20 protein-coding genes and 1 riboswitch are annotated in these 25,806 nt (G+C 55.1%); of the genes, 10 read left to right on the plus strand and 10 right to left on the minus strand.

From position 1 onward, the window contains the following. Nucleotides 1-7: 7 nt before the first annotated feature. The 3 genes from N909_RS0122380 to N909_RS0122390 all read right to left on the minus strand — a co-directional run bounded on the left by N909_RS0122380 (nt 8) and on the right by N909_RS0122390 (nt 6,536). The gene (locus N909_RS0122380; protein ID WP_029918331.1) at nt 8-1,789 is read right to left on the minus strand and encodes a DEAD/DEAH box helicase; all 1,782 of its coding nucleotides are present in this window, start codon (nt 1,787-1,789) and stop codon (nt 8-10) included. Between the two features lie 445 nt (nt 1,790-2,234). Further along, nucleotides 2,235-4,739 (minus strand): efflux RND transporter permease subunit, encoded by a 2,505-nt coding sequence (locus N909_RS0122385; protein ID WP_029918332.1) that lies wholly within the window; start codon nt 4,737-4,739, stop codon nt 2,235-2,237. Nucleotides 4,740-4,913: 174 nt separating this feature from the next. Further along, a complete protein-coding gene (locus tag N909_RS0122390; protein WP_029918333.1) occupies nt 4,914-6,536 on the minus strand; it encodes a fumarate hydratase in 1,623 nt (540 codons plus the stop codon). A gap of 354 nt (nt 6,537-6,890) precedes the next feature. Between N909_RS0122390 and cysE the strand changes: the two genes are divergently transcribed. The 6 genes from cysE to mtaB all read left to right on the plus strand — a co-directional run bounded on the left by cysE (nt 6,891) and on the right by mtaB (nt 12,172). Next, the gene (gene cysE, locus N909_RS0122395) at nt 6,891-7,592 is read left to right on the plus strand and encodes a serine O-acetyltransferase (protein ID WP_029918334.1); all 702 of its coding nucleotides are present in this window, start codon (nt 6,891-6,893) and stop codon (nt 7,590-7,592) included. Continuing rightward, nucleotides 7,592-8,029, plus strand: coding sequence for an Rrf2 family transcriptional regulator (locus N909_RS0122400; RefSeq protein ID WP_029918335.1), 438 nt, complete (start codon nt 7,592-7,594; stop codon nt 8,027-8,029). Before cysE ends, N909_RS0122400 begins: the two co-directional genes overlap by 1 nt. Nucleotides 8,030-8,062: 33 nt before the next feature. Next, nucleotides 8,063-9,283 (plus strand): cysteine desulfurase NifS, encoded by a 1,221-nt coding sequence (gene nifS, locus N909_RS0122405; RefSeq protein ID WP_155006052.1) that lies wholly within the window; start codon nt 8,063-8,065, stop codon nt 9,281-9,283. 42 nt (nt 9,284-9,325) lie between these two features. Beyond that, nucleotides 9,326-9,700, plus strand: a complete 375-nt coding sequence (gene nifU / locus N909_RS0122410; RefSeq protein WP_029918337.1) for a Fe-S cluster assembly scaffold protein NifU — start codon at nt 9,326-9,328, stop codon at nt 9,698-9,700. Nucleotides 9,701-9,815: 115 nt separating this feature from the next. Then, complete coding sequence (mnmA, locus tag N909_RS0122415) at nt 9,816-10,880, plus strand: tRNA 2-thiouridine(34) synthase MnmA (protein ID WP_155006053.1); 1,065 nt, start codon at nt 9,816-9,818, stop codon at nt 10,878-10,880. Then, complete coding sequence (mtaB, locus tag N909_RS0122420; RefSeq protein WP_036684519.1) at nt 10,877-12,172, plus strand: tRNA (N(6)-L-threonylcarbamoyladenosine(37)-C(2))-methylthiotransferase MtaB; 1,296 nt, start codon at nt 10,877-10,879, stop codon at nt 12,170-12,172. The genes mnmA and mtaB overlap by 4 nt, the downstream gene beginning before the upstream one ends. A gap of 21 nt (nt 12,173-12,193) precedes the next feature. Here the strand turns inward: mtaB and N909_RS0122425 are convergent, their stop codons facing one another. The 6 genes from N909_RS0122425 to N909_RS0122450 all read right to left on the minus strand — a co-directional run bounded on the left by N909_RS0122425 (nt 12,194) and on the right by N909_RS0122450 (nt 19,061). Beyond that, nucleotides 12,194-13,483: an MFS transporter gene (locus N909_RS0122425; RefSeq protein ID WP_029918340.1), complete on the minus strand. Its 1,290-nt coding sequence runs from the start codon at nt 13,481-13,483 to the stop codon at nt 12,194-12,196. Between the two features lie 271 nt (nt 13,484-13,754). Next, nucleotides 13,755-14,957 (minus strand): ABC transporter permease, encoded by a 1,203-nt coding sequence (locus tag N909_RS0122430; RefSeq protein WP_029918341.1) that lies wholly within the window; start codon nt 14,955-14,957, stop codon nt 13,755-13,757. After that, entirely contained in the window at nt 14,957-15,661 is a 705-nt protein-coding gene (locus N909_RS0122435; RefSeq protein WP_029918342.1) for an ABC transporter ATP-binding protein, read from the minus strand. Before N909_RS0122435 ends, N909_RS0122430 begins: the two co-directional genes overlap by 1 nt. After that, nucleotides 15,658-16,956, minus strand: a complete 1,299-nt coding sequence (locus N909_RS0122440) for an efflux RND transporter periplasmic adaptor subunit (RefSeq protein ID WP_029918343.1) — start codon at nt 16,954-16,956, stop codon at nt 15,658-15,660. The genes N909_RS0122435 and N909_RS0122440 overlap by 4 nt, the downstream gene beginning before the upstream one ends. A 3-nt stretch (nt 16,957-16,959) precedes the next feature. Continuing rightward, nucleotides 16,960-18,393 carry an efflux transporter outer membrane subunit gene (locus N909_RS0122445; RefSeq protein ID WP_029918344.1) on the minus strand — a complete coding sequence of 478 codons (1,434 nt, stop codon included), beginning with the start codon at nt 18,391-18,393 and terminating at the stop codon, nt 16,960-16,962. 5 nt (nt 18,394-18,398) lie between these two features. Continuing rightward, entirely contained in the window at nt 18,399-19,061 is a 663-nt protein-coding gene (locus N909_RS0122450; protein WP_029918345.1) for a CerR family C-terminal domain-containing protein, read from the minus strand. Between the two features lie 298 nt (nt 19,062-19,359). On the opposite strand from N909_RS0122450, the gene N909_RS0122460 reads away from it, so the two are divergent. The 4 genes from N909_RS0122460 to N909_RS0122475 all read left to right on the plus strand — a co-directional run bounded on the left by N909_RS0122460 (nt 19,360) and on the right by N909_RS0122475 (nt 23,780). Further along, on the plus strand, nt 19,360-20,544 hold the full coding sequence (locus N909_RS0122460) for a diadenylate cyclase (RefSeq protein ID WP_029918346.1): 1,185 nt from the start codon (nt 19,360-19,362) through the stop codon (nt 20,542-20,544). A 189-nt stretch (nt 20,545-20,733) separates the two neighbouring features. Beyond that, a complete protein-coding gene (locus N909_RS0122465) occupies nt 20,734-21,288 on the plus strand; it encodes a hypothetical protein (RefSeq protein ID WP_029918347.1) in 555 nt (184 codons plus the stop codon). 116 nt (nt 21,289-21,404) lie between these two features. Beyond that, nucleotides 21,405-22,790 carry an aminopeptidase P N-terminal domain-containing protein gene (locus N909_RS0122470; RefSeq protein WP_029918348.1) on the plus strand — a complete coding sequence of 462 codons (1,386 nt, stop codon included), beginning with the start codon at nt 21,405-21,407 and terminating at the stop codon, nt 22,788-22,790. A 69-nt stretch (nt 22,791-22,859) separates the two neighbouring features. After that, nucleotides 22,860-23,780 (plus strand): 2-dehydropantoate 2-reductase, encoded by a 921-nt coding sequence (locus N909_RS0122475; RefSeq protein WP_029918349.1) that lies wholly within the window; start codon nt 22,860-22,862, stop codon nt 23,778-23,780. Between the two features lie 139 nt (nt 23,781-23,919). Here the strand turns inward: N909_RS0122475 and N909_RS24980 are convergent, their stop codons facing one another. Next, the gene (locus tag N909_RS24980) at nt 23,920-25,104 is read right to left on the minus strand and encodes a DUF4382 domain-containing protein (RefSeq protein ID WP_051690057.1); all 1,185 of its coding nucleotides are present in this window, start codon (nt 25,102-25,104) and stop codon (nt 23,920-23,922) included. 478 nt (nt 25,105-25,582) lie between these two features. Then, nucleotides 25,583-25,662, plus strand: a riboswitch (cyclic di-GMP riboswitch). Nucleotides 25,663-25,806: the final 144 nt, after the last annotated feature.

Below are 25,806 nucleotides of genomic sequence, written 5' to 3' on the forward strand. Positions count from 1 at the left end.
GGAACCGTCAAGGTTTGGTTTTGCTTCGTTTGGTACGCATAGCGCGTTTTGAGGCTGGCTTTTTGGGCGCGTGCTTGGTAAACCCTCCGCCTGGCCGAGCGGGTTTCTGATTCTTGCGGTTTTTTGCTTCACGAGGCGCTTTCGGCCCCATGTCCGGAATAATTTGCAGCTCCTGCTCACAGATGCGGATTTTTTTCAATTTAAGCAGGGTATTTTGATCCAACTCTGCCGGGAGATCAACCAGGCTGAAGTAGTCGCCGATATTGATCCGCCCGATTTGCCGGCTGTCGATTTTTCCTTCGTTGCTCAATGCCCCGACAATATTCCCCGGCTGGACACCGTGACTGCGGCCAACCTCGATCCGATAACTGCGCATGTTTTCGCTCTGAAAGTCGGCTCGACCCGGGCGTGTGCCAGACCTATCACCGGACCTCTCCGATGTCTCCAGCGGAGCTTCTTCGACAAAATTATCGTTGATCTTCAGTGGGCGATCTTTTTGGAGCAGGTAGGCCAGGGCGGCTGCTGTTCTGCGGTGACCGACTTCATATTCAGACTGAAAATCGTCGATTAATTCTTCAAAAAATTCCAGATCTTCAGCTTCGAGAGTTGCGGCAATCTGTTCTTTGAACAGATCGATACGCCGATCGGTAATATCTTTGCGGCTGGGCAATGCCATGGCCTTGATCGGCTGGCGAGTCGCTCGTTCGATACTGGCGAGCATCCTTTTTTCGCGCGGGGCAACAAACAAGATCGCTTTGCCGGTGCGGCCGGCCCGCCCGGTCCGGCCGATGCGGTGGATATAAGCTTCGACATCGTGGGGGATATCGAAATTGACCACATGGCTGATCCTTTTGACATCAAGGCCGCGAGCGGCAACGTCGGTGGCAACCACGATATCCAGGGAGCCGTCCTTCAGCCGCTCAATGGTTTTTTCCCTGAGCATCTGGGTCATGTCGCCGTTCAGGGCGGCACTGGAGAATCCGCGTGCTTCAAGTTTTTCGGCCAGTTCGACCGTGGCGATTTTGGTGCGGACGAAGATGATCATGCCGTCAATCTCTTCGGCTTCCAGAATGCGAGTCAGGGCGTCAAGCTTGTGCAGTCCCTTGACCTGCCAGTAATGCTGGGAAATTTTTTCTACGGTTGAGGTTTTGCTTTTAATTCTGATTTCAACCGGATCACGTAAGTATTTATGGGCAATATGGAGAATCTCTTTCGGCATGGTGGCTGAAAAGAGAGCGGTTTGCCTGGTTTCCGGAGTGGCGGAAAGAATTTCCTGGACATCATCAATAAAGCCCATTTTAAGCATTTCGTCAGCTTCATCAATAATCAGGGCCTGCAGTTGATCGAGCTTGAGAGTGCCACGGCCGAGGTGATCCTTGATCCGTCCCGGAGTGCCGACGACGACCTGAACCCCACGCTGCAACTGGCGCAGTTGCTGACCCATGTTCTGCCCGCCGTACACGGGCAAGACCTGGAAATTCTTCAAATGGCGGGAATAGGTTTGAATCGCTTCGGAGACCTGCAGAGCCAGTTCCCTGGTCGGAGCCAGGATCAGGATCTGCGGTTTTTTCAGGCTCGGATTCAGCCGGCTAAGCAGGGGAAGAGCAAAGGCCGCTGTTTTTCCGGTTCCGGTCTGAGCCTGACCGAGAAGATCGCGTCCTTCCAATAAAGGAGGAATGCTCTGGGCCTGAATGGCGGTCGGGGACTCATAACCTATTTCATTGATGACTTGAAGAATCGAGGGTGCGAGATTAAGTTCTGCAAAGGTCGAACAGTTTTCAGCGAGCATGTCTTTCCTGTCTTATAGTTATCTGCTTGTTTTTTGGTCAAAAGATATGGAGACTACCGCAATTGGGGTGAGAGTGCCAGTTATTTTTGAAAAATATTTGGAAATTCATTTTATTAAGAGAAAAATCAGCAGGTTTTGACAGTGATCTTGCGGTTTTGTTTTTGATCGCAAAACAAAATTGGGGCAGCCCCGAATGGCACTCGTTTAAGAGTCGCTGGCAGCAAAACCGGGACTGTCCCCGCACGGGGGCTGTCCCGGGTCTTTGCGGTGTTAACCGCGACAGTTTCATGGCTCGCAAACTCTTGGGACAGCCCCCGATGACCCTGGGGACAGTCCCGAGTTTACTGCAAAGTTGCTTAAACTAGCAGCCTACAATAACAAACGGGCCGCTGAATTTTACAGCTGCCCGTTTGTTATTACTCTCTGATTATTAAATGTTCCAACTCTATTTCTGTTGCTTCGGTCGCCAGATCATCAGCAGCAGGGCCAGCAGGGTCAGGTTGGCGACCATGGCCACCAGCATGGCGAGGCCGGTAAACAAGCCGAAGTAGATGGTCGGGATGAAATTGGACAGGGCCAGGATTGAGAACCCGGCGATGATGGTCACCGAGGTGTAGTACATGGCCCGGCCGACCGTGTTGTGGCTGCGCTTCATGGCTGCCAGGTAATCGCCATCCACCATGATTTCCTCGTTAAAGCGGTGAATATAGTGGATGGTGTCATCCACCGCGATACCGATGGTGATGGCTGCAATGGTAATGGTCATGATGTCGAGGGGGATATGCATTAACCCCATCAGCCCCAGCACTGTGCCGGCGGAAATCAGGTTGGGAATGATCGCGATCACCGCCAGTCGCAACGAACGGAACTGGAGCAGGAACATGCCCATGATAACCAGGAAGACCACGCCAATGGTCATGATTTGCGATCTGAACAGGCTCTGCAGGACGTTGTTATAGAGCACGAACATGCCGGTCAGATGTACCTGTTCCGGCTTGAGATTGAATTTGTGGATCAGGTCGGACCGAATCTGTTTCAGCAGCGCGTTACGGCGCAGGCCGGGCTCGGAATCGATAATCCGGACAGAGAAACGCAGCTCGTTGCCGTCTTTGGACATGTAGGGATCAAACAGGGCTTTTTCGATGGACGGCGGCAATTTTTTATGAATGACCGCCAGGGAAATGTTGTCCAGCGGCGTGTCGCCGTTGACCATCTCCATCATTCTGAACGTGGTGGCCATGGACAACACTTTTCCAGTTGCCTTCAAGCTATCGAGATAATCCTGGATTTTCTCGATAGTGTCGATCTGATAGCTGTTGTACCAGTAGCTGCTCCCCGATAAGCCGGCGTCAGCCGTGCCTTCATTAAAGAAGTCATCGGCAAAGGGATCTTTGGTCGTCGCGACTTGATTCTTTTTCTGGGCGGCGAAAAAACCGGGGTCGGCGTCAAGGATGATACTTAACGGTGTGGTGCCGCCCAGTTGACGGTCGATCAACTCCATACCCTGATAGATTTCGGTGGTTGGTTTGAAATAATCGATAAAACGATTCTCCACCGTGAGGCGGCTGATCCCCAGGATCGATATCAGGGTGATCAAGGCGAAAATAAACAGGGTTGGGCCTTTACGGTACTCAACCCAGTGGGCACAGGTTTTGGTGATTGCGCCGGTAATGTCATGGCGGTGTGTGAACTGTTTGGGCATGCCGGTGAGCATTAATCCCGCCGGGAAAATAACAAAGGACAGCACCAACGCGAAGGTGATGCCGATGGCCATCATCCAGCCGAAGTCGATGACTGGCCTGATGTCACTGGTGAGCAGCGAGACAAAGGCGACGATGGTGGTCAGGGCGGTGTAAATGGTCGGTACCGCTTTGGTGCGGATCATTTCCCGGACCATGGTCAGGCGATCGGCGCCGGGGATTTCATCGTACAGTTCGTTGTAGCGGACAATCAGGTGAACGCACAGCGACAGGGTGATAATCAGCAGCAGTGAGGTAAAGTTGGATGAGACCACGGTGACTTTCCAGCCAACCATGCCGAGGTAACCAAACATGAACAGAACCACGGCAAAACAGCAGGCAAGGGGTAACAGCACCCAGAGCATGCGGCGGAAGATCAGCACCAGCATGGCAACCAGGAAAGTCAAGACACCGATCCCGAAGATCGCCAGGTCGCTCTGAATGAAGTCGATCATGTCGGTGACAATCATCGAAACTCCCCCCAAAAACAGTTGGGCATGGGCACGGTGCTCATTCATGATGGCGCGGATAGCGGCAATATCGGCAGCTTCCCGGTCGGCCATTTTGCGGCTGTAGCTGTCAAACTGCTGGCTGACCTGCTCCAACTGTTCTTCCTGAGCGGCAGTCAGTTCACCCTGGCTTTGTTTCTGGCGCAGCTGGCTGCGCTCGTCTAACAGTCGGTGATAGGTCTCATCGCGTTGAAAGGTAATTTGCAGCGCAGTGGTTTTGCCGTCAGGACTGACCAGCATATCCTTGTAAAGGGGGCTGGTGAGAAATTCGTGGCGGGCCAGTTCTCTGTCAACTTTGCCGGAGCCGAGGGTGCGGATGCCGTTGCTCAGTTCACTCAAGGTCACCCGCGGGCTGTCGATGAGTGGAACATCAAGGATGCTGAGGACCGATTCGACCCGGTCAAGTTTCAACAGGCTGTCGCGCAGGCTGCGCAGGTCGTTGAGAGTCTCGTCAGACATCAGGTCGCCATGTGGAGCATAGCTGATAACCAGATAGTCACCGCTGCCGTATTTTTCATCGATGGTGCGGTAATATTTCAGGTCGCTGTCATTTTCCAGTAACAGGGAGTCGGCAGAAGCATCAAGGTGAAAATTGCGGGCAAAGCTGCCGACGATGGCAACGATCATTAAAATCAGGATGATGCTGGCGAGGGGGTGTTTAAGAACGGTCCGTTCGTATGCTTTGAGAATTGATGAGCCCATGAAAATCCTGTTATCACTTAGAGCATTTAAAAGAAAGTCAGTTGTCAGTATAGCGGAAGTGACCGCCTTGCGACAGTCGGCCTCAAGTTTTGAGCCGGACCGTTCCTGGATCTGTGTAAGCAAAAGCCCCGGCCTCGGCCGGGGCTTTTATGTTAATACTGTACAGTGCGAAGGCTAGAGTCCGAGCTTCTTGAAAAAATCATTCCCTTTATCGTCGACCAGAATGAAGGCCGGGAAATCTTCGACTTCGATTTTCCAGACCGCTTCCATGCCGAGTTCGGGGAAATCGATGCATTCGACCTTTTTGATGTTCTCTTCGGCCAGGATGGCAGCCGGGCCACCGATGGAGCCGAGGTAGAAACCGCCATGCTTGGCGCAGGCATCGGTGACTTGCTGGCTGCGGTTGCCTTTGGCGATCATCACCATGGAGCCACCGTGACTTTGCAGCAGATCGACATAACTGTCCATGCGGCCTGCCGTGGTCGGCCCGAACGAGCCGGACGCTTTTCCGGCTGGCGTCTTGGCCGGACCAGCGTAATAAATCGGATGCTTGGTCAGATATTCCGGGATCGGTTGGCCGCTGTCGAGGATCTCCTTGAATTTGGCATGGGCGATATCCCGGCCGACCACAATGGTACCGTCCAGCAGCAGAGGTGCGCCGACTTCAAGCTTGCTCAGATCGGCCAGCACTTCGGTCATCGGTCGGTTGAGGTTGATGCGGGTGCCATTGCTGTGTTTGCCGGTACGATATTTTTCCGGAATCAATCGACCCGGGTTGCGGTCGAGTTCTTCCACGAACAGACCTTCTTTGGTAATTTTGGCCTTGATATTGCGATCGGCGGAACAGGACACTGCCATACCCACCGGACAGGAAGCTCCGTGGCGGGGAAGTCTGATGACCCTGACGTCATGGGCAAAATATTTGCCGCCAAATTGGGCGCCGATGCCCAATTCCTGAGCAGCCTTGAGCAGTTTTTCTTCCAGTTCCAGATCACGGAAGGCCTGCCCGTGTTCATTCCCTTCGGTCGGCAGTTCATCGAGGTAGCGGGCTGTAGCCAGTTTGACCGTCTTCATGCAGGCATCGGCCGAAGTTCCACCGATGACAAAGGCCAGATGGTAGGGCGGACAGGCCGCGGTACCGATAGTCTTCATTTTAGCGATCAGGAAATTTTCCAGCTTTTCCGGATTAAGCAGTGCTTTGGTCTCCTGGAAGAGCATGGTTTTATTGGCAGAGCCGCCACCTTTGGCAATAAACAGGAATTTGTAGGCTGCGCCTTCGGTGGCATAAAGATCGATCTGTGCTGGCAGGTTGGTTCCGGTATTTTTTTCCTTGTACATGTCAAGGGCAACTGTCTGACTGTAACGCAGGTTTTCTTCGGTATAAGTTTTGAATACGCCTTTGGAAATGTATTCAGAATCGTTGTTTCCGGTCCAGACCTGCTGTCCTTTTTTGCCGATGACCGTGGCTGTGCCCGTGTCCTGGCATAAGGGTAATTCAAAGGAAGCGGCGATTTCAGCATTCCTCAAAAAGGCCATGGCAACGCCACGGTCATTGTTGGATGCTTCCGGGTCGGTCAGGATTTTAGCGACCTGCTCATTGTGATCGGTACGCAGCAGAAAGGAGACGTCGCGCATGGCTGTGTTGGCCAGAACTGTCAGCGCTTCGGGGTCGACCTTGAGCATGTCCTGTCCGTCGAAGTTGACAGTGGTGACGTATTTTTCAGAGCCTTCAATTTTGTAATAACTGGTTTTCTCCGGTCCCAATGGTAATGGATCCTGATACTTGAAATCTGGCATTTTTACGCTCCTTGGGTAAGGTCTCCGTCATTGCGGACGGATACGCAATTAAAAATCGAGCCTGAATAAACTTAAGCAGTATAAAAAAAAATACCGGCGATGTCGACTGCTAAGCGCGCTTTGCTGCTAATGCTTCCCTGCCCAAACAAAGGAGCAGCGGTTATGGATTGAGGTTCTGAAATACCTGACTAAAATGTTTTAAAGAAATTGACAGAAATAGTCGGGTATGATAATTCTTGGCTATGTTAGACACTCGTAAATGTAAAAAAATAACATGCCGTTGATTGCTTTTTCTGTTTTGTTTTGCCATGGAATCCAGTGGCCGGGGCCGCACATTAATGACGGGAGGTCAGGGTGTTTGCAACTCTCAAGGAAGATCTGAAGGTGGTATTTGAACGAGATCCTGCGGTGCGCAGCGTTTTCGAAATCATCTTCTGCTATCCCGGTTTCCACGCCCTGGTTTTTTACCGTCTGTCCCATTGGCTCTGGGGGCACGAGTTCAAACTCCTTGGCCGCTTTATTTCCCATGTCGGGCGCTTTTTGACCGGAATTGAAATCCATCCTGGCGCGACCATCGGCAAGGGCTTTTTCATTGATCATGGAATGGGAGTGGTGATCGGTGAAACGGCCGAGATCGGTGACAACTGTACGCTCTATCATGGGGTCACCTTGGGCGGGACCTCCTGGGCCAAGGAAAAGCGTCATCCGACCCTTGGCAATAATGTTATCGTCGGCTCCGGGGCCAAAATTCTGGGTCCGTTCAAGGTCGGTGACGACAGCAAGGTCGGTTCCAACTCCGTGGTTGTCAAGGAAGTCCCGGCTAATGCGACCGTAGTGGGAATCCCCGGGCGAGTGGTCATTTCCGGAGAGCGCCGTATTGGTGTCGATCTGGAACATGATAAGTTGCCGGACCCGGTGGCTAAAGCCGTCAGTTGTGTATTTGACCAGATCCGGCGGCTGGAAGATCAGGTTGAGGCATTGCAGACCGAACAGAAACACTTACAGGCCGAGCTGGAACGCTACCAAAAACTTGAACAGCGTGAGGAAGTTATCTGATGAGAATGTCGACTAAGGCACAATATGCAGTCCGTGCACTCGTAAGTTTGAATCTCACCAGTGATGGGATGCCCGTCTCCATCAAGGAGATATCCGAACGAGAGAATATTTCTCTGAACTACCTGGAGCAGTTGTTCGTCAAACTGAGGCGGGGCAGCATCGTCAAGAGTGTCCGCGGTCCAGGCGGTGGTTATGTGCTGGCGCGGCCAGCCAAAGATATCCGCATTGATGAAGTGATCGATACAGTGGAAGAAACTCTTGTACCGGTGTCATGTATGAATGCCGATGGCAGTTGTGCATGCGATTTTGAATGCACTACGCAGATGGTCTGGCAGGGATTGGGAAATCAGATTCGAGAATTTTTGTCCTCGTTGACCCTTGAGGATTTAACCGATCAAGGTCGGCGGCGCCTGAGTGTCAGAGCGTCGAACAGCTAATACTTTTCATTTCTGTAATACCGGAGGATAGCAGTGGATAAGATCTATATGGACAACAACGCAACGACGCGAGTTAAAGAAGAGGTGTTGGAGGCGATGTTGCCTTATTTTCGTGAACAGTTCGGAAATCCTTCCAGTGTTCACTGGGCCGGACGCATGGTCAGCGGTGCCATTGAGAAAGCCCGCGAGCAGGTTGCGGAATTGCTCAATTGTTCACCTGCGGAAGTCATCTTTCTCTCCTGTGGCAGTGAAGGTGACAACTATGCCATCAAGGGCACAGCCGATGCGTTAAAGGAAAAAGGGAACCATATCATTACCACTTCGGTGGAACATCCTGCTGTCCTGGAAACCTGTCAATACCTCGAAAAGCGTGGCTATGAAGTCACTTACCTCAAGGTCGATCAAAACGGCATGCTCGATCTAGCCGAACTGGAAGCGGCGATTACCGACAAAACCATCCTGATTTCCGTGATGTGGGCCAACAATGAAACCGGCAACCTGTTCCCCATTGAGGAGATCGGTGCGATCGCCAAAAAGTACAAGGTGCGTTTTCACACTGATGCGGTGCAGGCGGTCGGCAAGGTTCCGGTCGATGTCCGCAAAGCCAATGTCGATATGGCGGTGTTGTCCGGCCATAAAATTGGCGCTCCCAAAGGGGTTGGCGCCATGTACCTGCGTCGTGGGACCAAGATCACCCGGTTTATGGACGGTGGTCACCAGGAGCGGAATCGCCGCGCCGGAACCCACAATGTGGCCAGTATCGTCGGCCTCGGGGTCGCTTGCGAACTGGCTCGCAAGAACCTTGAACAGGATTATACATACGTCCGCAAATTGCGCGACAAACTGGAAAAAGGCATCCTCGGCTCTATCCCGGAGGTCAAGCTGAACGGCCATCCGAATGCCGATCTGCGGTTGCCGAACACACTGAATGTCAGCTTTAACTATATTGAAGGCGAGTCGCTGTTGTTGTTCTTCGATATGAAAGGCATTGCCGCCTCATCCGGCTCGGCCTGTACCTCAGGTTCTTTGGAACCGTCCCATGTCATGGGCGCCATGGGAGTCGATATTGTCCTGGCTCACTCCAGCACCAGATTCAGTCTCAGCTCGGATAACACCGAAGCGGAGATCGATTTTGTCCTTCAGGAACTGCCGCCGATTGTGCAGCGCCTGCGCGAGATGAGTCCTTTGTACAATCGGGAAGATCCCACGCCCGTCGAATGTAGCGAATGCCGCATGGTGACGAAGGTTTTCTAAAGAATTCTGTTGGTCAAAAGACTAAATTCAAGGAGCGATGTTATGTATACCGAAAAAGTAATGGATCATTTTTCCAACCCGCGGAACGTGGGTGAAATCGAGAATGCCGACGGGGTCGGCGAAGTCGGCAATGCCTCTTGTGGCGATATCATGAAAATTTACCTGAAAGTCGAAGACGACATTATTAAAGATGTCAAGTTCAAGACCTTCGGTTGTGGCGCTGCCATTGCCACTTCGTCCATGGTGACGGAGATGGCGATCGGCAAGACGATTGATGAAGCCCTCATTCTGACCAATCAGGCTGTGGCCGAGGCCCTCGACGGTCTACCGCCGGCCAAAATGCACTGTTCGAACCTGGCTGCTGATGCTCTCCATGAAGCAATCAAGAACTATCGAGAGCAGCATTCCAAAGTCTGAACAGGAGCGGTTTAACGGTTTTATCCCAGGGCTCCGCAAGCAATTGCCGAGCCCTTTTCTCTGCCTGCGTTCCATGGTCTTGGGCCCGGCATCGGCAGGAATGATTGAGGGTTAAGTGAAAAAAAAGGTTGTTGTCGCCATGAGCGGCGGGGTGGATTCTTCGGTAACAGCAGCAATGTTACTTGAACAAGGGTACGATGTTTCCGGCATGACCATGAAGTTGTGGGATCAGCGGTTTGCCGGGGTTTCCGATCAGGTGATGGAAAACCTGCCGGACGCGGCCGGTGATGCCCGCAAGGTTGCCGATCAATTACAGATAAAACATCATGTCGTTGATTTTATGGCCGACTTCAGGAATCGGGTGGTCACGCCCTTTTGCCAGGAGTATTTTACCGGCCGGACTCCTAATCCCTGTGCCCTGTGCAACAAACAGATAAAATTCGGACTGCTCCTCGACAAGGCCCGTGAACTGGGCGCGGACTATCTGGCGACCGGACATTATGTCCGTCTTGCCGAACGCTCCGGCCGTTATCTGATCCGCAAGGCCGATGACCTCAAAAAAGATCAGAGTTATTTCCTGTTCGGCCTGAATCAGGAACAGCTCCGCTCCTGCCTTTTCCCCCTTGGTGAGTTCAACAAACAACAAGTCCGCGAAAAAGCCGCCGGCCTGCAACTGCCGGTGGCCACCAAGTCGGAAAGCCAGGATATCTGTTTTATCCCGGACGGCGACTATGTCAACTTCCTTGAACGCCAAGCCGGTGGCGGACGCTTGAGTGGGGAGATTGTCCATGTTTCCGGGCGGGTGCTCGGCAGTCACCAGGGGGTGTATCGTTACACCATCGGGCAGCGCAAAGGGTTGGGGATCGGCTGGCATGAGCCGCTGTTTGTGATCGCCATTGATGTGAATGATCGCAAGATCATTGTTGGCGAAAAAAAATATCTCAACAAGCAGGAACTTCTTGCTGTTGATTGCAACTGGAGCATCGCCGCGCCCAATGAACCGATCAGCGCGGCCTGTCGCATCCGCTATCGGCATCAGGAGGTGCCAGCCCGGATTGAGCCGCTGGAGAGCGGTCAGGTGAAGGTTGTTTTCGAGCGGCCGCAGGACGGGATCACTCCCGGCCAGGCCGCCGTGTTCTACGATAATGACCTGGTCCTGGGGGGGGGCTGGATTCAATGAATTCCACCGTTGCCTTTGTTACCCTGGGCTGTAAAACGAATCAGTTTGAATCGGCAGCCATGAGCGAACAGCTGCAGCTGGCCGGTTACAATCAAGTCGACTTCGAAGACGGAGCGGAACTGGTTGTCGTCAATACCTGTACGGTGACCGCGGCGACCGACGCCCAATCGCGCAACCTGATTCGCCGGGCCAGACGCCTCAACCCGGCGGCACGGGTGGTGGTGACCGGCTGCTACGCGCAAATCGACCCGGAACGGCTGCGCCAGCTGCCCGGAGTTTCGCTGGTGCTCGGAAACCAGGAAAAAGCGCATCTGCTGGAATATCTGACCACCACGCCCGACTCCGGTCAGGTTGCGGTTTCCGACATTCGCAATGAGCGTACCATTGAACCGTTGAGTTTGCAGACCTTTGATCAGCGCAGCCGGGCTTTTGTGCAGATTCAGAACGGCTGCAATGCCTTTTGCTCCTACTGCATCATTCCTTATGCCCGGGGCCGCAGCAGGTCTGTGCCCTTGGCCGAAGTGGTCAACCAGGTTGTGCAACTATCCGCCAATGGCTATCCGGAGATTGTCCTGACCGGGATCCATATCGGCTGCTACGGTCAAGATCTGGAGGCAAAGACCGATCTGCTCGGTTTGCTGCGTGCCATTGAAGCCTCTGAGTTTTCCGGGCGGTTGCGGCTCGGCTCCATTGAACCGACTGAATTGCCGATCGAGCTGTATCGTTATATCGCTGATTCCCCCTGGATCTGCCCGCATTTTCATATCCCTCTGCAGGCTGGTGATGACCAGGTGCTGATGCGCATGAACCGGCATTACACCGCTGAGTATTTTCTGGAGCTGATCGAAGATGTGCAGCGACTGCTGCCCGACAGCGCCATCGGCCTGGACGTTATTACTGGTTTCCCCGGTGAAACCAGCGAAGAGTTTGCCAATACCTACCGATTATTGGAGCAGCTGCCTTTTTCCCACCTGCATGTTTTTCCATTCAGTAAACGCGCAGGGACTCCCGCAGCGCAGATGTCCGGGCAGATTCCGGCTCCGGTGGCCAAACAACGGGCGGCCCAATTGCGCCAGCTGGGGGAGGAAAAATATGTCGCCTATTGTCGGCGTTTCATTGGCCGTGAGCTCGAACTGGTCATTGAGGGGGGCGAAGTTGATGGGGTAAGAAGGGGGCTGGCAGAAAATTATCTGCCGGTTCGGGTTGTTGCCGGGAAAGAGTGCCAGGGAACCTTGCAGAAAGCGCTGATCAAGGATTTTCGCGACGATACTCTGTTTGGAGAGCTGCTCTGATGACCGACTGCGGCATTGTGGTCAATCGCGATTCAGGGCCAGGGCGCGGCCGCGAGCAACATTGACCTTGAGGAGCAATAATCCGCCGATAATAAAAAATATCCCCAGAGCCAGGATTGAATCGCGCGAGCTGCCACTGAGGTCCGTAATCAGGGCAAACAGCAAGGGGCCGAAAATCGCGGCAAACCTGGAGCTGATGGTGAAAAAACCGAAAAATTCAGCGGCCTGGGGCAGGGGAACCATGCTCGCATACAGGGAACGGCTGAGGGCTTGGCTACCACCCAGCACCAAGGCGATCACTGCACCCAGAATCCAGAATTCAACCGCTGACTTCATGACGTAGGCATAACAGCAAACCGCAAGAAAAATCACCAGGCTGAGGATGATGCTGGGTAAGGTTCCCAGCCTGGTACTCAACCGACCGAACAAAATGGCTCCGGGCATGGCCATGAACTGGATCATCAGGAAACAACCGATGATGGTCGCCTGTCCCAATTGCAACTCTTCCCGGGCGTAGACTGCCGAGACGCTGATTAACGTCTGAATCCCATCGTTGTAACAAAGAAACGCCAGCAGAAAGAGGCAGAGATCGCGGTAACGCAGCAGTTTGCGGAAGCGCGCCAAGTAGTTTGCCAAAGCAAGGGTCTGCACCGGCTGATTTGATTTTGCGGTTGCCGGTAAAAAAATAAAGGTCGGCAGGGCAAAGGCAAACCACCACAGGGCGGTGAGCAGGAAACCGAACCGGGTCGCAGCGGCAACGCTGGCAAAGCCGAACAGATCATGTTTGAGGATCAGCCCAAAAGCCAGCGCCAGCATCAGGCCACCACCAATGTAACCGTAGGCATAGCCCCGGGCCGAGAGGCGGTCGGCATGTTCCAGCGCTACCAGGTGGGGCAGGTAGGCGTTATAAAAAATATTGCTGCCGGCAAAAGAGAAGTTGGCCAGGATGAACAGCCCTGCCACTAACAGGTAATTGTTGTCACCGGGCAGGGCCAACAGAGCCGTAGCGCAACAGCCTGCCGTACAAAAGACCAGCAATAGCCCTTTATGCCAGCCCCGTCGATCGGCCAGGGCACCAAGTGCCGGAGCGATCAAGGCAATCAGCAGCATGGAGATGGCGACACTGTAACCCCAAAGGCTGGTCGCGGCAAAGGAATGCCCGGGAGCAAAAAACAGTCTGGCACCGTCCACGGGGACCAGGCTGACAAAGTAGACCGGCAGGACCGCGGCCAGAATGACCGTAGCAAAGGCCGAGTTGGCCCAGTCATACATGCACCAGCCGAAATGGGCTTTGCTGGTTTGATTTTTCACGGTGGCTCCAAAGGCAGATCTCTAAAATGTTATTGGGCTGATGTGGCACTGACCATGTAAAGTTGAAAAACAATAGAAGGATATGGTTGTTCTGTAAAGAATTGAATAGGGAGGGCTTGGCGTTCGTGAGCGGTTAGTTTTTTTCACCCCCATCCCGGCCTTCCCCCATTCAAGGGGGAAGGAGAAAAACACATTTATTTACACAACTGTTTTCCCCCATTTCAGTGGGAAGGGGGAAACCACTTGTCAGCAATTTTGAGATCAAAAAAGTCTACTCATGGCGCAGGGCATCAATCGGATTCAGGCTGGCGGCGCGGCGAGCCGGGAAATAGCCGAAGATGACGCCGATAGCGGCGGAAAAGAGAAACGCCACCAGGTTGATGCCGAGGCTGAAAATATAGGGGATTCCCATCAGGCCGGCGAGCGCCACCGAAGCGATAGTGGCCAGGGTCAGACCGATTAGACCGCCGATGCTGGAGAGCACCACGGCTTCGATGAGAAACTGCAATAGGACTTCCCGCTCCAGCGCACCGATGGCCAGACGAATACCAATTTCTCGGGTGCGCTCGGTCACCGAGACCAGCATGATGTTCATGATGCCGATTCCGCCGACCAACAGGCTGACCGCGGCCACGGCGCCGAGCAGCAGGGTGAGGATTTTGGTGGTGCTGGTCAGGGTTTCGGCGATTTGCCGGGTATCCACTACGCGGAAGTCGTCATCTTCGTTCTCCGCTATTTTGCGCCGTTCACGCATCAGCAGGGTAATCTGTTTTTTTACCGGGTCGATGGACTTGGCGTCCTTGACCGAAATCATCAACCGACTGACATCCTGGCTGCCGGTCAGGCGGCGCTGGACCGTGCGGATCGGCATGACCACGACATCATCCTGATCGGAGCCCATAGCGGACTGCCCTTTGGCTTTTAACAGGCCGATGACTTCACAGGAAAAATTGGAAATGCGGATCTGGCTGCCGACCGGGTTCTGCCGGTCAAAGAGCTTTTCGCGGACCGTTTCGCCAATCACACAGACCGCCTTGCCGGCGCGCTGCTCGGTGGTGCTGAAGGTGCGTCCGGCGACCAGAGTCCAGTTGCCCGCCGGGAAATAATCGTCATTACTGCCGTAAACGATGGTCGACCAGTTGTTGGCCAGGTACACGGCGGTGGTGGCCTTGTTGGCCAGCGGGGCAACCCATTCGGCACTGGAGATCTGGTTGCGGATCGCTTCGACATCGCTGTTCTTGAACCTTGGGGCGTCGCCGGAGCCGGGACCGAAGCGTTGACCGGGGAGGACGATGATCAGGTTGCTCCCCATACTGGAAATCTGGCTGGAGATGGATTTGGTTGCGCCGTTGCCCAAAGTGACCATGGTAATGACCGCGGCAACGCCGATAACGATGCCGAGGATGGTCAGGAACGAGCGCATCAGGTTGCGGCGGATAGCGCGAATGGCCAACAGCAGGGTATTCCAGAGCATCAGTGCGGCCCTCCATTGTGCTGATCGTGATCCACCCGACCGTCGACAAAGCGGATCTCCCGGCTGGCGTAGGCCGCCATGTCCGGCTCGTGGGTGACCATGATCACGGTGATGCCGAGGTCGCGGTTTAACGAGGTCAGCAGGCCCATGATCTCTTCGCTGGTCTGGGTGTCGAGGTTGCCGGTCGGCTCGTCAGCCAGCAGGACGGTCGGGCTGGTGACAATGGCTCGGGCGATGGCGACCCGTTGCTGCTGGCCACCGGAGAGTTCGCCTGGATTATGATGCTCCCAGCCGGCCAGGCCGACCTGGGCCAGGGCGGTGCGCGCGGCCTGGTGGCGAATTGACGCCTTTTCCCCTCGATAGATCAGCGGCAGCTCGACGTTTTCCAGTGCGGTGGTGCGGGCCAGCAGGTTGAAGCCCTGAAACACGAAACCGAGGAAATGACGGCGCAGCAGCGCGCGCTGATTACGGCTGAGCTGTTCGATATGCACCCCCTGGAACAGGTAGCTGCCGCTGGTCGGGGTGTCAAGGCAACCGAGGATATTCATGGTTGTCGATTTGCCTGAACCGCTGGCACCCATGACCGCCACAAACTCGCCGGCCGCAATGTTCAGATCGATCCCCTTCAGTGCCTGGAAAGCTGCCTGACCCGTGCCGTAGGTCTTGGTGATGTCGGCAAGTTGAATCAACGGCTGTTCGGTCATGATGCGCTGCCCGACACGTCTTCGGTGATGACTTTCATCCCGACTTTGAGGTCGCCGCCGACAATCTCGGTGACCCGGCCGTTGGTGGCTCCGGTCTTGACCTGGATGGCCACGGGTTGACCGTCCTGCAGTACCCATACCCGTGGGCTGTTCCCGCTCGGTGCTGCGGCGGGCTTGGCGGTCCGGCGCGGTGGTCGGGGAATCAGCATGCGCATGAAATTGACCCCAGAGCGGCCTTTGTTCTGCTGGTTGCTGCTCGGGCTGTAGCGCAACGCCGCATTGGGCACCAGCAGGGCATTGTCATGGACCAGAGTGACGATGTCGGCATTGCCGGTCATGCCCGGACGCAGACTGAGGTCGTCGTTGTTGACGGCCAAAATAGTCAGGTAGGAGATGACGCCGTCCTTCTCCTGAGAACCGTAGCCGACCCGGGTGATCACGGCATTGTAGCTGCGCCCCGGCCAGGCATCGACGGTGAAGGTGGCCTGCTGGCCTTTTTTGACCTGGCCGACATCGGCCTCATCCACATCCACCTGGAGTTCCATCTTGGCCAGATTCTCGGCCAGGGTGAACAACACCGGAGCTTGAAAAGAGGCCGCAACGGTCTGGCCTGGATCGATTTCGCGGGTCAGCACCACGCCGTTGATGGGGGAGCGGATGCTGGCTTTCTTCAGGTTGGTTTCATCCGACTGAAGTTCGGCCTTGGCCTGCAGTACGCTGGCTTTGGCACTGGCCAGACTGGCTTCGGCGCGCTTGAGAGTGGCCACGGCCACATCCATTTCGGTTTTGGCCGGGACCTTACCGCCGGAAATCTGCGCAACCTGGCGATAGCGCTCCAGGGTGGCATTTGATTCTTCGACCGTGGCTTCGGTCTGCATGACCTGGGCCTGGGCAGCGGCCAGATTGGCGCGGGACCTGGTCACCGCATCCTCCAGTTTGGAGCGGTCCAGACGCGCCAGTTCCTGGCCCTTGCTGACATGGTCGTTGACGTCGACAAACACCTGCTCGACGATGCCCGACAGTTCGCTGCCGACATCCACCTGATTGGTCGGCTGCAGGTTGCCGGTCGCTGACACCTTGACCTGCAGGGTGCCCCGACTGACCGCTTCGGTAGCATACTGGGGGCCGGCGGCTTTTTCTTCGGCCCGGAAAAATGGCACCACGGCCGCGCCGATCACGACCAGAATCAGAATCAGCCACCACCAGCGCCAGCGCGATCTTTTCCCGGCCGGGGAGTTGAGCAGCTGTTCCAGGGAGGGTTTGGCGCTGTCCGCTTGTTGTTGGGTTGTCTTCATCGATTATCCTTGTTGATTGAGCTGGTCTTCGGCTGCGTGTTGCCAGCCGCCGCCCAGCGCTTTGTAGAGACGAATGAGAGCCAGGACCCGATCAGCGCGGGCCGTGGCCAGGCTGTCGGCGCTGCTGCGCACGGTCCGTTCGGCGTCGAGGACCGCCTGGAAATCGATCAAGCCGGCGCTGTATCTCTGCTTGGCAAGCTCCGCGGCATTCTGCGCTGCCGTGGTCGCTGCGGCCAGGGCTTCACTTTGCGCGCTGCTGCGGTCCAGGGAGACCAGGGCATTTTCAACTTCACTGAGAGCGGTGAGAACACTTTGTTCATAACTGATCCTGGCCTGCTCCCGGACCGCATCCTGCACTTCGACCTGCTTACGCAGCTTGCCGGCGTTGAAGATCGGTGCGGTGATCCCGCCGAGCAGCGATGCCGTATCCGCACCACTGTTGTGCAGTCCGCCCAGGGTCAGTGCTTCCAGGCCGATGGAGCCGGACAGTTTGAAGGTTGGGTAACGGGCCGCTTCGGCGGCACCCAGGCGGGCGGTCTCTGCGGCCAGATTGCGTTCGGCGACCTGGATGTCCGGGCGTTGCCGGACCGTGTCTGCCGGAATGCCGATGGCCAGACGGTCGGGAATCAGGGGCAGGTTGGTTGCGGTGGACAGCTGTTGCTGCAGCGCGCCGGGAGCTTTGCCGAGGAGGATCTCCAGGGCATGTTCAGCCTGGAATTGGGTTGTCTCCAGACTGGGCAATTGCGCCCTGGTCTGTTCCAGATTGCTGCGCGCCTGCTCGACATCCTGACTGCTGACCAGTCCGGCCTGGGCACGCCATTGGGTCAGTTGCAGGGTTTCCTCCTGACTTGCGAGGTTGGCGCGGATGATTTTCAGGCGCAGCTGCTGAGAGCGAATCTGGATGTAATTGGTGGCGACCTCGGCAGCCAGGGAGACCCGGGTGTTGGCGAAGCTGGCGGTGCTGGCCTGGAGAGCATTCTGGGCGGCTTCGACATTGCGCCGGACCCCGCCGAAGATATCCAGTTCCCAGCTGGCATCGAACCCGACCTGGTAGAGCTCGTGGGTCTTGCCGCTGCCGGTTTCCGCACTTGACTTGCTGCGCGAAGCCGATCCCGAGCCGGTCACCGTCGGGTAATAATCCGCTCCGGCGATGCCCCGGCGCGCGCGTGCCTCGCGCAATTTGGCGCGGGCACTGCGGATATCCGGGCTGGAGCGCAGGGCTTCTTCGATCAACTCGGTCAACAGCGGGTCATGCAGGTTCTGCCACCATTCACCCAAGTCTTCGCGACCTTGCTGGGTTATACCGCCCCCGCTGTTATTCCAGGTTTCCGGTACGGTCATTTTAGGGGGCTGGTAATCAGGGCCGACCGCTGCGCATGAACTCAGGGCCAGGCTGAGCAAGGTGAGGATTAAAAGTCTACATCCTGCTGGAATCATAAAATTCAGGCCTCTTTACGGGCGGACGTGTCCGCATTGATTTCAGTTTTGATAGCGGCAATACCGGCCAAGGAAAATTTCACCACGTGTTCGACAAATGCTTCCAGGTTGAGAATTTCCGGCGGCAGACTGAGATCGTTGGTTTTTTTACGCACCCGCTGGATCATCATTGTGTGCAGACACATGCTGATAACGGACATTGTACAAAAGATTATCTGTTTTTCACTGGCGCCAGGGCCGAGCAGTTCTTTCATCAGTGAGAAGATTTTGCTGCGCAGCTGAATTCGTTCCGTCCTCATAACCTCATCAAGGAGGCCGGTCGGATTGACAAATTCCATCTGCAAGATGAAAAAATCCCGGCTTTCCTCATCGGCAATTCGTTCGACCAGGGCTTGAATCGTGCCCCGAAGGCGTTCTGCGGCTGGCGCATCAGCGTTGACGCCGCCATCCATGGGGTGGGCCTGGAGCGACTTGTTGAAGGAGTAGCGCCAGGTCTCCTGATAGAGCACCTCTTTACTGCCAAAATGATAATTGACTGCCGCGACATTGGCCCGCGCCTGTTTACAGATCTGGGCAATCGTGGCATCACGAAACCCTTTAGACACGAACACTTCAGCTGCAGCTTCAAGCAATTTTTCCTTGGTTATTTCCGAACGTGGCCTCGCCATGGTCATTTCCAAATCGCGGTCTTTAAAAATTAAATATAAAATTCAAATGCTGGTTTCAAACACTTATTTGAATTGAACTGAAAGGTTGAGTCAAGTTAAGTTTTGTAAGGATATGAAACCCAGAGCGCGATGCCCGTTTTGCTCTTTTTGAAAAAAGGTCTTTTGTGTGAGATTGCTGTTTTGATTATTGTTGCAGGTGGTAAAATGGCTGATATCCTGTTGTTTGCCGATCACCTTTAGAAGAACCCAACCCTGGTCCTTTTATAATTGAAAAGTATAGATTTCTGAGAGTTTAGCTATGTTTTTAAATTATCTTGCCCTACTGAAAGAAATTGGCTTTCTGGACATTATCGATATCGCTTTTTCTTCTGCCATCATCTGGTTTTTGCTGTCAGTTTTTCGAGCCCGCCGGACCTGGAAAATCGGCGCCGGCCTGGTCGGTTATGGGCTGATTCTGCTCCTGGCTCACGAACTGGAATTCAACCTGACGGTCAAGATCCTGCAGGGGTTGTCCGCCGTGGTGATCCTGATCGTGGTGGTGATCTATCAGAATGAAATCCGCCGGGTTCTGGACGAGCTGTCTTCTCTGTTGTTTCGGCACAAGAACGAAATTCGGCCGTGGCAGGGGAGTATTCCTGAGCTGTTGGTGCGGATTGCCTACGAGCTCTCGGATCGCCGATGGGGGGCCCTGATGGTCCTGCCCGGACAAATTCCCCTGGACAACCTGATCACTGCCGGCAATGAACTGCATGGTGTGCTCAGCCGCCCTCTGGCTCTGAGCCTGTTTGATCCCACTTCGCCCGGACACGACGGCGCCATGGTGCTGCGTGGCGATAAAATTGAACGTTTCGGAACCCGTTTGCCGCTCACCGAAAGTGATGACCAGGTGCAGGAACGCGGCACCCGCCATGCCGCGGCTATCGGTCTGTCTGAAAAAACTGACGCTCTGATTCTGGTGGTATCGGAAGAGAGCGGGCATATCTCGGTGGCCAAGGACGGGATTCTTGAGCGCATGTCGGACAGCCAGGCGTTGCTGCAGGAAATACTCGAATTCAGTGAGGATCTGGGCTCGCGGGAGAGCGGCCGAAAACGCTATCAATCTTACCTGCGCATGGCTCTGCGCCTGGTTGCGTCGGTGGTGGTCACCTCCGTGGTCTGGCTTGTGCTGGTGCCCGGCTCCGCGGTTGTGACTGAGGTTTATCAGGTTCCCATTGATGTCCAGAATATCCCCGACGGCTTTAAGTTTGAATCGGTTACTCCGCCAAAAGCGGACGTGTCCCTGACCGCCGAACGGCGGGAGCTATTCAAGCTGCGCCCCGATGATCTGCTGATCTCCCTCGACGGCACCCTGACCGCTCTGGGGCGACAGACCTATTCATTGAACAGCTCGGATATGATGCTGCCCGGCAATATCGAGGTCGCCAAAATCAGCCCGGCCACGGTGAAGGTGCAGGTTGATAAGGTCGGGGACGGGGGGAAGTAGAATCACCCGTTGGCGAATCCCAGCCTTCCCTCATTAAGGGGGAAGGAGAACAACCCTGGCCGGTCTTCGCAATTGTCCCATCATCTAACTGTACATCCCTCGGCCTTGTGTTATATAAAATCTCATCCGTATCTTTCACCCAGCGTACTTACCCAACAACGCTATTCACTCTTTACCTCTCGGAAAATCATGTCAAACGCCAGCACCTTTTTTGCTCTTTTCATGGCCATCGCCAAACCTTTGCTGATCCTGCTGCTGGCATTTTTTCTGCTACCGCCGCTATTCAAACGGCTGCGCAAAAAATTGACCGGCGGGGGACAGCGCAGGCTTGATTTTTGCCAGGAACTTGATGCCATTTATCGGCGAGCGGATAATATTCTTGCCGGTGGCCTGGAGCAGGGGAGTGACCATGAGGCGACCGGTTCTGCTGCAGAAAGGATCTGCGCTGCCTGGGCCGGACTGGAACGGACCATGAAAGAACTCGGGCGGAAGTATCTGCAAGTGGCCGCTGACAATACACCCTACCCCTGGGATTATGTCCTGTTCGAATTAGAAATGAAGAAGAAAGTTGCCAACAGCAGCATCGGTATTTACCGGGATTTGCTGCGCTTGAAAGATATTGTTGAACAAAACCCGGCGGTGACTATTCCAGAGGAGGCGGTCAGTAAGTACTGCCGGCTGGCCGCACGGGTGAACACTGAACTTATGCACGAGCCGGAAGCCTCCGGTTTCAGTCTCTTCTGACGGTTTAGACGCCGCTGCTACGACTTCATCCTGGAGAATCGTTATGGCTGTTTTTTTACTTCGCATGTTTATCTGTCACCTGTTGTCCCAGCTCGGGGCGGGAAGTGGAAATGCCTGTGTTTGATTCAGCAATCTACCAGACCAGGCGCCGCCGCCTGCAGGAGTATTTTTCCACCGGGCTGGTGCTACTTTGTGGCAACTTTGAGTCTCCGTTTACTGCCGCGGACAACTGCTACCGCTTCCGTCAGGACAGCAGCTTTTTGTATTTTTGCGGTCTGGAACAGCCGGGACTGGCGCTGCTGTTTGACCTCGATGCAGGGCGCGAGATTCTCTTCGGGAGTGATCCATCTTTGGAGGAACAGGTCTGGAGCGGGCCTATACCGAGCCTGGTCGAACGAGCGGCAGACAGCGGGATCGGGAATGTCGCACCGCTGACCAGATTGGCCGCGCTGCTGCAACAGGCTATCGCCAAGGGACAACCGGTGCGGCTGTTGCCCAGCAGCCGGGCCGAGAATAGATTGTTTCAGGCCGACCTGCTTGGTATTCAGATCGCTGAATTGCCCACTTTTGTTTCCACCGAGCTGATCAAGGCCGTGGTCGCGCTACGCTCCGTCAAAGGGGCAGAGGAGATCGCTGAACTTGATCAGGCCGCAGATCTGGGTTACCGACTGCACTGTGCCGCCATGAAGATGGCGCTGCCCGGTACCTATGAATGGGAGATTGCCGGTGAGCTTGAGGCGCTGGCGGCCCGGGCCGGGCGGATGCTCTCCTTTCCGGCTATTGTCACCACGCATGGCGAAATCCTCCACAATCATCAACAGATCAGGCAGTTGCAGGACGGGGAGCTGTTACTGGTCGATGCCGGTGTGGAAAGCCGCCGACACTATGCCTCTGATCACACCCGGACCTTTCCGGTGGGTGGCACATTCAATCCTGCCCAACAGGAGCTATATCAATTGGTGTTGCAGTGCAGCGACCGCGCCTATGAATTGATTCGACCCGGCATTACCTTTGCCGAGGTCCATCGCGAAGTCTGTCTGGTGCTGGCTCGTGGACTGGCCGCCCTCGGCCTGATGCGCGGCGATCCCCAGGATGCGGTCGCGGCTGGTGCCCATGCCCTGTTTATGCCCCACGGCCTCGGTCATATGCTCGGCCTGGATGTCCACGACATGGAGGATCTGGGTGAGGATTGGGTCGGCTATGATGAACAGGTACACCGCTCCGGCCAGTTCGGGACCCGTTCTTTGCGCCTTGGGCGACGACTGCAGGACGGGTTTGTGCTGACTGTGGAGCCGGGTGTTTATTTCATTCCCGCCCTGATTGAGCGCTGGCGGGCCGAACAGCTGCATGCCGATTTCATCGCTTATGAGCAGCTTGGGAATCATCTGGATTTCGGCGGTATCCGTGTCGAGGATGATGTGCTGGTGACCGCGACAGGCCACCGGCTGCTCGGCCACCGGCGCATTCCGCGTACTGTCGAGGAATTGACCGGTCGACAATAAAGCGGACCAGGTTGGGATGTTGCACAAGTTTGTTAGAGTCAGCCTGTTTATCAAGAGAGGTGTTTTGTTATGAAGATTGCAGTGTTGGGCGCCGGTGCCATGGGCTGTCTGTATGGTGCCTGTCTGTCCCGCCAGCATGAGGTGACTTTGGTCGATGTTTCCGAACCACAGGTCCGAGCCATCAACGAGCGGGGCCTGACCATGCTCGAAAACGGAATGGAAACCAACTTCCGGCCCAAGTCAGTCATGAGCGGGACGGATATCGGCCCGGTCGACCTGCTGATTGTCTTTGTGAAATCGATCCATACCTATGAGGCGGTCAAGGCCAATCAAAGCCTGATCAACGCAGCGACCCTGGTGATGACACTGCAGAACGGGGCGGGGAATGATCGCGATATCCTCAACTTCACGGCCAGGGAGAATATCGTCATCGGAACCTCCAAACATAACAGCGTCAGCCTCGGTTTCGGTCGCTTTCACCATACGGCCAGCGGGGCAACCACCCTCGGCACCATGGACCCGGCGGCGAAGAGTGATGAAAAAGCCGGGGCGATTCTGGCCGGGGCTGGTTTTGAGGTGGTGATTTCCGACGACATCCAGCGGATCATCTGGAGTAAGCTGTTCATCAATATGTCCATCAACACCCTGACCGCCTTACTGGAAACCAAGATCGGCTATATGGTGCGGAACAAATACGCCTGGGACTTTGCCCGTCGGGTGGTCTACGAGGCGGTTGAGGTGGCCGAGGCGGACGGGACCTATTTTGATCGCCGCGATGCGTTGGAGATGGTGCGCAAGGTCTGCGAAGATGTCCCGGACGGGTATTCCTCAATGTATCAGGACCGCCAACGCAAGGTGCGCACCGAGATCGACAAGATTAACGGGGCGGTGGTGGAACAGGCCAAACTCTACGGCGTACCCACACCGTATAATGCCCTGATCGTCGACCTTATTCACGCCATTGAAGGGACTTACCAGGAAGAGGAATAAACGGGAGCTCGAGGGTTGAGTTTACAGAGAGGGCCACGCACCGGGAGAACGCTTCCGGTGCGCGGCCCTTTGTCATGTGAAAAGCAGGTTGTTGAAAAAGTCTATCCTCGGCCTTGGCAACCTGTTCATCAACAGCCTGCTAAAAGGCGAAATCGGTATCGCCGCTATCCGCGCCGCTGAGTACCGTAACCGCAACGGTCAGGGTGGTGCGATTCGGGGTCGAGGCGACCAGCTGATAGGAACCGGCCGGCAGGTCGACCTGATAGGCTCCGCCATTGGCAACCTGCAGAGTTTTCACCGTGACGATGGTCACGGTCCCGCCGCAATTGAGGCTCTGCCGTACCGCGATGGTAACGTGTTGATCCGCATCGGTCAGCGGGTTGGCGATATTGACGACCCCTGAAATGGATCCGGTTGCCGTGGCCACCGGCTGCAGAGCCAGATCGACAGTCGCGGTACTGCCGGCCTGGGGTAGGGTGACCGGCTGACAGACCGGTTGGTAACCGTTCGCGGCCGCGACCAGATCGTAAGTGCCGGGAGCCAGGAACAGGGCATAGTCGCCGCTGTCAGTACTCAGCGTGCCGGCTTCGATTACCACCTGATTTTCCGGCGCAGCTGTCGCAGCAATGGTCTGCGCACTGACAAAGGCAGCGGGAACCGGTACCAGCGGGTTCGAATTGGCTTCGCTGACCGTACCGTAAACATTGCTGTAGCTGGTTTCCTTCAGAATTTTGATCACCGGTTTAAGCAGGTATTGGCCGCTTGTCCCGGCTACGACCACCGAACGAGTGACATCAAAATCGAGCAGCAGATCGGTGGTCTGATCCGTGTTGATGGTGAAGCCGTTGATGACCTTCAAGCCGCTCTGGGTCCCACTGGGAACCTTCAATTTATGAGCGTTGCCATCCATGTCGATGATGTAATTGGCATAAGGGTGGGTCTGATCAAAAATGTTCAGGCTGGTGTCGGCAGTATTACCAAGGACCAAGCGCAGCTGACCGTAACTGCCGCTATCCAGGGGGCCTTCCCCCAGTTGGGCGAAGAGTCCATTGACCAGGTCGAGCAGGTTATAGGTCGTGCCTGGTTCGGCCACGGTGACCCAGCCGCTGGTTGCGTTATCCTGGCTGCTGCGATGGACCTGCACCCGGTCTACGGTGATATAGACCGCTTGATAATCTTCGGCCGCACTGTCGGTCAGGGCAACTGAGAGGGTGCCGCTCCCTCCGCCATCGGAACCACCATTACTGCCGCAGGCGGTCAACAGGGCACTGAGCAACAGGATTGCCAGAAAAGAACAGCCTCTTTGAATGGTTTTCAGCTTCATTGCAGACTCATCTCCTTCTCATTTCAGGTGTTGGAACTATCTGGTTGGTTACACTTTGTTGTTGTAGAGTAAGGTCAAGATTAGCACGGCGTTGAGGGCTGGACAACTGCGATTCCCTAAATTGCAGGAAGCGTTACAAGAGGATTGCCAGGAGCAGCGCAAGCCAAACAGGTTTGCCGTTTCTCCTCTCTGGAACCATCTAAAAGATGTTTGCCATTGCTCATTAGCATGTTGCCGAGCAAGAAAAGTGATATCCTGATCAAAAAAACATTTTCAGCTCTGCTGTAACTTTGTTTTCTTGTTAATATAGTTAATAACTTCATATGGTTGTTGTTCCGCTTCTGAGTAAAATTCATGCCTGTCGTCAAGTAAAAATAAAAAGTGATAATTAAAATAGCTCTCTTGACACAATGCCGCAGCCAATGTACATTTGCGCAGCATAGTAAGATTTGCTGTTACTCATGTGAAATAAATAAAATAACCGAAAAGGCAAACCCGGAGTAATTCGGGGACGCAAAGCCACGGGTCCTGTGCCACCAGGATAGCCGGGCCGCCGAAGCAATGAGACAGGCTTCTTGCCCCGGTCACATCTACCCGCGGAGCACTCATTTTCGGCTGAAAGTGGGTGCTTTTTTTATGCACCTGCTGGACCGGTTCTTCCGGTCAGACACCCCGTAAAGGCGCTGGAAAGCTTTACGGATA

This window comes from Pelobacter seleniigenes DSM 18267, assembly GCF_000711225.1.
Taxonomy (GTDB): domain Bacteria; phylum Desulfobacterota; class Desulfuromonadia; order Desulfuromonadales; family Geopsychrobacteraceae; genus Seleniibacterium; species Seleniibacterium seleniigenes.